The 10605-nt window shown below is 64.9% G+C and carries 11 protein-coding genes; 7 read left to right on the forward strand and 4 right to left on the reverse strand.

The window, feature by feature from the left end:
• Positions 1-15: 15 nt before the first annotated feature.
• A complete protein-coding gene (locus tag WC739_RS10300; RefSeq protein ID WP_372952925.1) occupies positions 16-996 on the reverse strand; it encodes a GlxA family transcriptional regulator in 981 nt (326 codons plus the stop codon).
• Between the two features lie 135 nt (positions 997-1131).
• On the opposite strand from WC739_RS10300, the gene WC739_RS10305 reads away from it, so the two are divergent.
• The 7 genes from WC739_RS10305 (at position 1132) to WC739_RS10335 (ending at position 8974) form a co-directional block, all read left to right on the forward strand.
• Complete coding sequence (locus tag WC739_RS10305; RefSeq protein WP_372952926.1) at positions 1132-2049, forward strand: 3-keto-5-aminohexanoate cleavage protein; 918 nt, start codon at positions 1132-1134, stop codon at positions 2047-2049.
• Between the two features lie 16 nt (positions 2050-2065).
• Positions 2066-2695 carry an HD domain-containing protein gene (locus WC739_RS10310; RefSeq protein ID WP_372952927.1) on the forward strand — a complete coding sequence of 210 codons (630 nt, stop codon included), beginning with the start codon at positions 2066-2068 and terminating at the stop codon, positions 2693-2695.
• Entirely contained in the window at positions 2692-3789 is a 1098-nt protein-coding gene (locus tag WC739_RS10315; protein ID WP_372952928.1) for a carnitine 3-dehydrogenase, read from the forward strand. Before WC739_RS10310 ends, WC739_RS10315 begins: the two co-directional genes overlap by 4 nt.
• A 4-nt stretch (positions 3790-3793) precedes the next feature.
• A complete protein-coding gene (locus WC739_RS10320) occupies positions 3794-4957 on the forward strand; it encodes an acyl-CoA dehydrogenase family protein (RefSeq protein WP_372952929.1) in 1164 nt (387 codons plus the stop codon).
• Positions 4958-4959: 2 nt separating this feature from the next.
• Positions 4960-7038, forward strand: a complete 2079-nt coding sequence (locus WC739_RS10325) for an acetate--CoA ligase family protein (RefSeq protein ID WP_372952930.1) — start codon at positions 4960-4962, stop codon at positions 7036-7038.
• Positions 7031-7813, forward strand: a complete 783-nt coding sequence (locus tag WC739_RS10330; protein WP_372952931.1) for a carnitinyl-CoA dehydratase — start codon at positions 7031-7033, stop codon at positions 7811-7813. The genes WC739_RS10325 and WC739_RS10330 overlap by 8 nt, the downstream gene beginning before the upstream one ends.
• A gap of 222 nt (positions 7814-8035) precedes the next feature.
• Complete coding sequence (locus WC739_RS10335) at positions 8036-8974, forward strand: alpha/beta hydrolase (RefSeq protein ID WP_372952932.1); 939 nt, start codon at positions 8036-8038, stop codon at positions 8972-8974.
• A gap of 20 nt (positions 8975-8994) precedes the next feature.
• Here the strand turns inward: WC739_RS10335 and dapA are convergent, their stop codons facing one another.
• From dapA to WC739_RS10350, 3 genes are all read right to left on the reverse strand, one after another.
• On the reverse strand, positions 8995-9951 hold the full coding sequence (gene dapA, locus WC739_RS10340; RefSeq protein ID WP_372952933.1) for a 4-hydroxy-tetrahydrodipicolinate synthase: 957 nt from the start codon (positions 9949-9951) through the stop codon (positions 8995-8997).
• A 13-nt stretch (positions 9952-9964) separates the two neighbouring features.
• Positions 9965-10369 (reverse strand): hypothetical protein, encoded by a 405-nt coding sequence (locus WC739_RS10345; RefSeq protein WP_372952934.1) that lies wholly within the window; start codon positions 10367-10369, stop codon positions 9965-9967.
• A 33-nt stretch (positions 10370-10402) separates the two neighbouring features.
• On the reverse strand, positions 10403-10605 hold a 203-nt coding region (locus WC739_RS10350), incomplete at its 5' end, for an RAG2 PHD domain containing protein (protein WP_372952935.1).

Below are 10605 nucleotides of genomic sequence, written 5' to 3' on the forward strand. Positions count from 1 at the left end.
TTTCGCGAGATTGCTTCAACCACGGCGCAACCTGACCGGCGCTTCGCCGAAAGCGCTTGAAAACGCCCTTGAAAACGCCGCGGCGGACGAGAAGCCGGTCCGCGCGGCAATATCGGCCATCGCCACCCGCGTATCGACGACCAGCCGGCGCGCGGCGCCCAGGCGCAGTCTGAGATAGTAGGCGCCCGGAGTCTCGCCGATCGATTTGCGGAAGATGCTTTCCAATGTCCGCGCCGTCACGCCGGCGCGCTTTGCTACCGCGTCGATGGTCAGCGGCTGGTCGACATGCGATTCCATCAGCCGGATGGCCTGTGCCAGGCGCGGATCAAAGCCATCGAGCCGGCCGAGCGAAACCAACGGCTGCGCATCGGTCGCGGCTCGCGCCTGGTCGTAGATGAAAACGCTGGCGACATCGAGCGCGACGGCCATGCCGAGCCGCGTGCGAATGAGATGCAGCATCAGGTCGAAGGTCGGTGAAGCGCCGCCCGAGGTGAAGACCGGCCCGTCGATGACATAGCGATCGGGACGGACATCGACGCCGGGGAAGGCGGATGAAAAATCCTCCATGTCTTCCCAGTGGGTGGTGGCGCTGCGCCCTTCCAGCAGGCCCGCGCGCGCGACCAGCCAGGTGCCGGCCTCGACGCCGCCGCAGGCGCGCGCCGTCCGCGCCGCCCGGCGCAGGCCTGACAGCAGAGCTGACGTTGCGTAGTTCTGGGTGCCGAAACCGGCAACGACGACAAGCACATCTGTCGGTTCGGCCGCATCGAAACGGCCACTGACCGCCACTGGCAGGCCGCAAGTGGTGACCGGAGCCTCGCCGGTCACCGAGACCAGCTTGAAATCGAACAAGGTCTCGCCGGAAATGCGGTTGGCGGCGCGCAGCGGATCAACGGCCGATGCGACGCACATAATGGATGAGCCAGAAAACACCAGCAGCGTCACCTTGAGCGGCGACCGTTCGGCGCGAAAGATCGTTGGCTTTTCGCTTTTGATCATGAGAGCTTCGTAAAACGCAAAACACTTTCCGGCAAGTCAGTCATTGTTGGCCCGCACCGGTGCATGTCGTCACCTCAAAACCGGTTTCCCGGTGTTGAGCGACATGCACGGCTATCTCGATTGGGAGGACTTTCGATGCCGCTCGCGATGAACCGTGAGGTCTTCATTACCTGTGCCGTGACCGGGTCCGGCGGCTCGCAGGATCGCAGCCCGCATGTGCCGCGCTCGCCCAAGCAGATCGCCGACTCGGCCATCGACGCGGCAAAGGCGGGTGCGGCCATCGTCCACTGCCATGTCCGCGACCCCGAGACCGGCAAGCCGAGGCGCGACGTGCATCTCTACCGCGAAGTGACCGAGCGTATTCGCGCGGCCGACGTCGATGTCATCCTGAACCTGACCGCCGGCATGGGCGGCGACATGGTGTTCGGCTCGCCCGAAGCGCCGTTGCCGCTCAATGAAAAAGGCACCGACATGGGCGGCGCCACCAACCGTGTGGAACATGTGCGCCAGTGCCTGCCGGAAATCTGCACGCTGGACTGCGGCACCATGAACTTCGCCGAGGCCGACTATGTCATGACCAACACGCCCGGCATGCTACGCGCCATGGGCGGCATGATGACCGCGCTCGGCGTCAAGCCGGAGATCGAGGCCTTCGACACCGGCCATCTGTGGTTCGCCAAGCAACTGGTCGAGGAAAAGGTGCTCGATGGCGACGCCCTGGTGCAGCTCTGCATGGGCGTGCCATGGGGTGCGCCCGACGACCTCAACACCTTCATGGCAATGGTCAACAACGTGCCGTCGACCTGGAACTGGTCGGCCTTCTCCATCGGCCGCAACCAGATGGCCTATGCCGCGGCGGCCGTGCTGGCCGGCGGCAATGTCCGCGTCGGCCTCGAAGACAATCTGTGGCTCGACAAGGGCGTGCTCGCCACCAATGCGCAGTTGGTCGAGCGCGCCGCCAGCATCGTCACCAATCTGGGCGCCAGCGTCCTGGGCCCCGATGAAGTGCGCAAGAAGCTCAATTTGACCAAGCGGGCTCCGATAGCGGCTTGATTTGGAGGGAACCGGAATGGCTACCGTCAAATTCTCCGCGATGAAGGATGGCGACAGGGACGACTACGCGTTCCTGACCGCGCATGAGACCGATTATGCCGCCAGGACCGGCGAACGCCTGCTCGACGCGCTGGTGCAGCTCGACGAAGGCATTTCGGGCTACAAGATCACCCGGCTCGGCCATTCGCTGCAGGCGGCAACGCGCGCGTGGCGCGACGGCGCCGACACCGACTGGATCGCCTGCGCGGTGCTGCATGATATCGGCGACATCTACGCGCCCTACAATCACGACGAATATGCCGCTTCGATCCTGAAGCCCTTCGTGCGCGAGCAATGCACCTGGGTGGTGGAGAAACACGGCGACTTCCAGCGGCTGTATTACGCCCACCATGTCGGCGGCAATCGCCACGCACGCGACCGTTTCGCCGGCCATGCCTATTTCGACGATTGCGACCAGTTCTGCGAGCGCTGGGACCAGTCGAGCTTCGACCCCGACTACGACACGCTGCCGATCGAGTTCTTCCGGCCTTTCGTGCTCGAAGTCTTTGGTCGCAAGGCCTACGACCCGGCCGTGATCCGCGCCGGCGAGCGCGTGCCTCTCATCGATCCCGAAACCGCCAGGACAAGAACCGGAGCCTCAGCATGAGCATCATCAACAAGGCGGCCGCCATCGGCGGCGGTGTCATCGGCGCTGGCTGGGTGGCGCGCCTTTTGCTCAACGGCATCGACGTGTCGATCTTCGATCCCGATCCCGAAGCGTCGCGCAAGGTCTCGGAAGTGATGAAGGGCGCGCGCCGCGCCTACAAGCAGATGGTGCCAGGCGGCCTGCCCAAGGAAGGCAAGCTGACCTTCGCCAAGACCATCGCCGAGGCTGTTGCCGATGCGGACTTCATCCAGGAAAGCGTGCCGGAGCGCCTCGACCTCAAGCACAAGGTGCTGGCCGAGATCGACATCCACGCGCCGGCCAACGCCATCGTCGGCTCCTCGACCTCCGGCATCAAGCCGACCGACATGCAGGTGGCGATGAAGAAGCATCCGGAGCGGCTGGTCGTCGGCCATCCGTTCAACCCGGTCTACCTGCTGCCGCTGGTCGAGATCGTCGGCGGAGAGCAGACCTTTCCCGAGGCGATAGAGGTTGCCAAGGAAATCTACGCCTCGATCGGCATGAAGCCCGTCGTCATCCGCAAGGAAATCGAGGCCTTCGTCGGCGACCGCCTGCTGGAGGCAGCGTGGCGCGAGGCGCTGTGGCTGATCAAGGACGGCATCTGCACGGTCGAGGAACTCGACGACATCATGCGCTATGGCTTCGGCCTGCGCTGGGCGCAGATGGGCATGTTCCAGGTCTACCGCGTCGCCGGCGGCGAAGCCGGCATGCGCCACTTCATGGCGCAGTTCGGACCTTGCCTGAAATGGCCATGGACCAAGCTGATGGACGTGCCGGAGTTCAACGACGAGCTGGTCGACCTGATCGCCACCCAGTCGGACGACCAGGCGCACGGCCTGTCGATCCGCGAGCTGGAAAAGATCCGCGATGACAATCTGGTCGCCATCATGGACGCGCTGTCGAAGCAGAACAAGGGCAAGGGCTGGGGGGCCGGCGCGCTGCACAAGGATTACACCAAGCAGCTCGCCAAGCTGGCGGCGAAGAAGCCCACCGCCTCCAAGGCGGCCGAGAAGGCCAAGGCGTTGAAGCCGGTGAAGAAGGCCGAAAAGAAAAAGACCGGCAAGAAGAAAGGCTGAGACCATGGATTTCGGTCTTTCGGAAGAGCAGAAGCTCATCGTCGAAACGACGCGCGCCTTCGTCGAGAACGAGCTTTACCCGCATGAGCGCGAGGTCGAACGCACCGGCGTGCTGCGCCGCGACCTGATCGAGCAAATCAAGGCCAAGGCGATCGAAGCCGGGCTTTACGCCGCCAACATGCCGGAAGACGTCGGTGGCGCGGGGCTCGATACGGTGAGCTGGCTGCTTTACGAGAAGGAACTAGGCCGCGCCAACTACGCACTACACTGGACCTGCGTGGCGCGCCCGTCCAACATCCTGCTCGCCGGCACGCCGGAGCAACGCGAAAAATACCTGTTTCCCTGCATCCGCGGCGAGAAATGGGACTGCCTGGCGATGACCGAGCCGGGCGCGGGCTCCGATCTGCGCGGCATGAAGGCGACGGCCGTGCAGGATGGCGACGATTGGGTGCTGAACGGCACCAAGCACTTCATCTCGCATGCCGATCTCGCCGATTTTGCGATCGTCTTCATGGCCTCGGGTGAGGAGGATTCGCCACGCGGCAAACGCAAGAAGATCACCGCCTTCTTCGTCGACAAGGGCACCAAGGGTTTCACGGTTCGCGACGGCTACCGCAACGTTTCGCATCGCGGCTACACCAACGCCATCCTCGAATTCGACGATTGCCGCTTGCCAAGTGCCCAGGTCCTTGGCGAAGTGCACAAGGGTTTCGAGGTCGCCAATTCCTGGCTCGGCGCCACCCGCCTGCAGGTCGGCGCCACCTGCCTCGGCCGTGCCGAGCGGGCGCTTGGCCACGCCGTGGAATATGCCGCGCAGCGCCAGCAATTCGGCCAGCAGATCGGCAAGTTCCAGGGCGTGTCGTTCAAGCTCGCCGACATGGCGACCGAACTGAAGGCCGCCGACCTGATGGTCTTCGAAGCCGGCTGGAAGTACGATCAGGGCACCGTCACCGACCAGGACATGGCCATGGCCAAGCTGAAGGCCAGCGAAATGCTCGCCTTCGTCGCTGATGAGGCGATCCAGATCCATGGGGGCATGGGATTAATGGATGATCTGCCGCTGGAGCGCATCTGGCGCGACGCCCGTGTCGAGCGCATCTGGGAAGGGACGTCGGAAATCCAGCGTCATATCATTTCGCGGGCGCTGCTGCGCCCGTTCGGGGCCTGAGCATGCACAAACTTGAGCGCCTTCTACGCCCGAAATCGATCGCGGTCTTCGGCGGCATACAGGCCGCCGCCGTCGTCGCGCAATCGATCAAGATGGGTTTTGCCGGGGAGATCTGGCCGGTGCATCCGACCAAGGACGAAGTCGCCGGCCGCAAGGCCTATCGTTCGGTGGCCGACCTGCCGGGCGCGCCCGATGCGGCCTTTGTCGGCGTCAACCGGCATCTGACCATCGAGGTCGTCAAGGCATTGGCCGAGCGCGGCGCAGGCGGCGCCGTCTGTTTCGCCGCCGGCTTCCTCGAAACCGAGGCCTATGACGACGACGGCGAGCGGCTGCAGGCCGAACTGGTCGCCGCCGCCGGGCAAATGCCGATCATCGGGCCGAACTGCTACGGCCTGATCAACTATGCGGACGGCGCGCTTTTGTGGCCCGACCAGCATGGCGGGATAAGGCTGGCCGAGGGCGGCAAGGGTGTCGCCATCATCACCCAGTCGTCCAACATCGCCATCAACATGACGATGCAGAAGCGCGGCCTGCCGATCGCCTTCCTGATGACCGCCGGCAACCAGGCACAGACGGGGCTGTCCGAGATGGCCCTCGGCCTGATCGAAGACGAGCGGGTGACGTCGCTCGGCCTGCATATCGAAGCTTTCGATTCGGTGGCCGGCTTCGAACGGCTGGCCGCGAGGGCGCGGGAGTTGAGGAAGCCGATCATCGCCATGAAGGTCGGCCGCTCCGAACAGGCGCGCCAGGCAACGGTCTCGCACACCGCCTCGCTTGCCGGCTCGGACGCCGCGTCGGGCGCCTTCCTGAAGCGGCTGGGCATCGCCCGCATCGATTCCATCCCCGCCTTCATCGAGGCACTGAAGCTTCTGCACATCACGGGTCCGCTGCCCGGCTATCGTCTGTCATCGATGAGCTGCTCGGGCGGCGAGGCCTCGGTCATGGCCGACAGCGCCGAAGGCCGCTGGGTCAATTTCCCCGTGCTGACCGACATGCACCGCGCCCAGGTCAAGTCGACGCTCGGGCCGCTGGTCGCCGTCGCCAACCCGTTGGATTACCACACCTTCATCTGGAACAACGAACCGGCGATGACCGCCACCTTCACCGCCATGGTGTCGGGCGGCTTCGACTTGAACATGCTGGTGCTCGACTTTCCGCGTCCCGACCGCTGTTCGGTCACCGACTGGTGGGCAACGTTGCGCGCTTTCGAATCGGCCCTGAAGACCAACAAGGCGCATGGCGCGATCGTGTCGTCGTTGCCGGAGAACCTGCCTGAGGAATACACCGCCGAGCTCATGGCGCGAGGCATGGTGCCGTTGTTCGGCATTTCCGAGGCGATGGACGCCGCGCAGGCCGCCGCCTTCATCGGCTGGGCGTGGGCTGAACCGCAGGCCCAGCCGATCGACACGTCTGCTTCCGGTGCTGCCGGCGGCGAGCATGTGACGCCGGACGAGGCGGAGGCCAAGTCCCGTCTGATCAGGGCCGGGCTTCCGGTTCCGAAAGGCGAACGCGCGGCCAATGCGGTCGAGGCGGTGATCTCGTCGATGGCGCTCGGCTTCCCTGTCGCGCTGAAGGCCCTGGGCGTCAGCCACAAATCCGAGGTCGGCGCCGTCAGGCTCAACCTCAGAGACGCCGAATCCGTCAGCACGGCGGCGCATGACCTGCTGCCGCTCGGCACCGGCCTCTATGTCGAGCGCATGGTGCGCGACGGTGTCGCCGAATTGCTGGTCGGCTTCACCCGCGACCCGATGTTCGGCGCGGTGATGACGCTCGGCACCGGCGGCGTGCTGGTCGAATTGCTGCGCGACAGCGTCACGCTGATGCTGCCGGCGACCCGCGACGACATCGAGGCGGCACTGCGCGGCCTCAGATTGTTTCCGTTGCTGGAAGGCTATCGCGGCCGGCCGAAAGCCGATGTCGCGGCCGCCATCGACGCCATCGCGGGCATTGCCGCCTTCGTGCAGGAGAATGCCGGCGAGATCGAGGAACTCGACATCAATCCGCTGATCGTCTGCAGGGAGGGCAAGGGCGCCTGGATTGCCGACGCATTGCTGGTGCTGGGAGAGAACAAGAATGTCTGACGTCATTTCCACCCGCCGCGAGGGCACTATCCTCGAGGTCACGCTTGACCGGCCCAAGGCCAACGCCATCGACTTGAAGACCTCGCGCTTGATGGGCGAGACCTTCAAGGCGTTCCGCGACGATCCGGAATTGCGCGTCGCCATCGTCAAGACCGCCGGCGACAAGTTCTTCTGCGCCGGCTGGGACCTCAAGGCCGCGGCCGGCGGCGACGCTGTCGACGGCGATTATGGCGTTGGCGGCTTTGCCGGCCTGCAGGAACTGCGCGACCTCAACAAGCCGGTCATCGCCTGCGTCAACGGCATGGCCGTGGGCGGCGGCTTCGAACTGGCGCTGTCCTGCGACCTCATCTATGCCTCCGACCATTCCTCCTTCGCCCTGCCCGAGATCCGCGCCGGCACGCTGGCCGATGCCGCGACGATCAAGCTGCCGAAGCGCATCCCCTATCATGTCGCCATGGACCTTTTGCTGACCGGCCGCTGGATGGATGTGGCCGAGGCGCATCGCTGGGGCCTGGTCAATGAGGTGCTGCCCAAGGAAAAGCTCGAGGACCGCGTCTGGGAGATCGCCCGACTGCTGGCCGGCGGCCCGCCGCTGGTGTTCGCCGCGATCAAGGAGACCGCGCGCGTGGCCGAATCGCTGACCTTCCAGGACGCGATGAACCGGGTGACGCGCCGCCAGTTGCCGACGGTCGATGCGCTGTATGGCTCGGAGGACAATATGGAAGGCTTCCGCGCTTTTGCGGAGAAGCGTGAGCCGGTTTGGAAGGGGAAGTGACGGCAGTCTGGACATGATGGCGTTCCGTCACACCCCCCTCTGGCCTGCCGGCCATCTCCCCCGCAAGGGGGGAGATTGGATGTCGTCTCAGGCTTCGCAAATCATCAGCGTCGCAAGGCAAACGCCGTCACCGAAACTGCCAATCTCCCCCCTTGCGGGGGAGATGTCCGGCAGGACAGAGGGGGGTGCCTGGGCTCAACCTACGCAGTCGTCACTCCCAGCATGACCGACTACACCACCCTCATCGACGCCGAGACATGGGCCTTCATCGAGCGGACCAACTCCTATTATCCGCCCGACACGATCGACTACACGATCGCGCAGCAGCGCGAAATCTACGACCGCATGTGCCGGGAATTCTTTGCCGGCTATCCCGCAGGCGTGACGGTCGAAACATCCGCCATTCCGACCCCCACCCACAAAATTCCGATCCGGACCTACCGAAGCATGCCGCAAGCGGCAGCGACGGTGCTCTATTTCCACGGCGGCGGCTTCATCCTCGGCGGGCTGGACAGCCATGACGATGTCTGTGCCGAACTCTGTGCCCGCACCGGCTATGAGGTGGTCTCCGTCGACTACCGGCTGGCGCCGGAGCATCTCCATCCGGCCGCTTTCGACGATGCGATGAGCGCCTTCCTATGGGCCGTGTCCACACGCGATCGCCCCATCCTGCTCTGCGGCGACAGCGCCGGCGGAAATCTCGCAGCCGCCGTCAGCCATGCCACGCGCGGTCACGCGAAAAGACCTGCCGGCCAGGTGCTGATCTATCCCGGCCTTGGCGGCAACCGCTCGACAGCGTCCTATGTGACACACGCCGAAGCGCCCATGCTGACCGTGCGCGACCTCGAATTCTACAAGCATATCCGCACCGGCGGGCAGGATCGCGGCAATGATGCGACACTGACGCCGCTTGCCGACACCGACTTCTCCAACCTGCCGCCGACCATGCTGATCACCGCGCAATGCGACCCGCTATCGTCGGACGGCGAGGCCTACCGCGACCGCATTGTCGCGGCCGGAGGGAGCGCCATCTGGATCGAGGAGCGGGGGCTCGTGCATGGCTACCTCAGGGCCCGGCATACGGTCGCCCGCGCCCGGTCGAGCTTCACCCGCGTCGTGGATGCGATGGGGGCGCTTGGAGGGGGGCACTGGCCCTGGTGACGCGGCGCAAATCCGTGGCTTTACAACTCATGCCACGGCGCGGACTTGGCCAGGACCGCGCTTGATTGGACGGCACCGGACACATTGCCGTTCAGGTCCAACATGGCTTCCCGGATCGCGGTCTCGGTTTCGGGGCGAACCGGGACCAGGGGCAAGCGGACATCCGGGCTAAGTCCTAGCGCAAGACTCAGGGCGTACTTGATCGGGACCGGATTGCTCTCCAGCTCAAGCGCCGCGATCAGCGGCCGCAAGCGATGATGGATGGCACGGGCGGTGTGATGGTCGCCCTGCCGGCACGCATCATGCATCTCGACGCACAGCCGCGGCGCGACATTGGAGACCACCGAGATCGTCCCGCGCCCACCCATCGTGTTGAAACCGAACGCCGTCGCGTCATGGCCGGAGAGGCAGATGAAGCGGCGCCTGAGCACAGCCGGAAGCATGGATAGCCGGCTCACATCGCCGGTGGCCTCCTTGATGCCGACGATGGTCGGAATCTTCGCCAGGCGCTCGATCGTCTCCTGCGACAGGTCGACGCCGGTTCGCGTCGGCACATTGTAGACGATGATCGGTATCCTGACCTTGGCTGCGACCGCCTCAAAATGGCGAAAGATCCCTTCCTGGCTCGGCCTGTTGTAGTAGGGCGTCACGATGAGGGCGGCGTCGGCGCCAAAGGCTTCGGCGGCGGTCGAAAAGGCGATCGTCGTCTCGGTGCTGTTGGTTCCGGTGCCGGCGATAATTGGGACCCGGCCGCCGGCGATCTTCACGCATAGCGCGATGATGTCGAGGCGCTCCTCCCACGACAGGGTTGGCGCCTCACCGGTGGTGCCGCATGGCACCAGCCCGTTGATCCCTTGTTCGATCTGCCAGCGCAACAGCGCGGTCAGTTGCTTCAGGTCGACCTCGCCGTTGGTGAACGGCGTTACCAGAGCGGTCATCGCTCCGGTCAGGCGCATTCGGGCTTGTTCGGGTGTCATGGCAATCAGTATCTCATGGGTGAATTCTTGGATGCACCGTCTTCACGAGGTGCGAGGAAAGCAGGGCCGACAGCAGCGCGGCAGCCAGATCGATGTGGTCCGCTTCGGCCACGCCGGCTTTGGTTGGCGACTCTGCGGGTGTGATTTGAATGGAGCAAAGCCAGCGCTCGCCGATCTTGCTGATGGCTGACACCGAACGCTCCGGCTTCGACGAAGTGACCAGCAGGAGGACGGCGTCCAGCATGGCGCCGACCTCCATCAGACCGGCGAATCGCCGGCCTTGCCGGGACGATCTGTCGAGCGACAGGGCGTGTGCCGCTTCCCAGAGCTGGTGCTCGAGCAGCTTGCCGACATGCGGCAGGCGATCAAGCAATCCGGCGAGATCGGCGCTGTTTGGCCCAGCAATGTCGTTGTCCATGGCCAAATCGTTCCGACTAGCGGGGAACGCAGTTCAGTTGAACAGGGAAAGCCGCACGCTTGCCGGGGCGAAGCGGATCGCTCCAGCCCGACGGCCGCTTTCCATCGTGGCGAAACGCACGGCGGAATTCCTGTCGGCAAAAACGCCGCCGGTCTGGCCCTCCTCGTCACGCGCGATCCAGTGGCCTTCGCCGTCCCGCCCGACGACGAAGCGGTGAAGGGCGGTTGCGTCAAGGA

The organism is Mesorhizobium sp. (assembly GCF_041661565.1).
Lineage (GTDB): Bacteria > Pseudomonadota > Alphaproteobacteria > Rhizobiales > Rhizobiaceae > Mesorhizobium.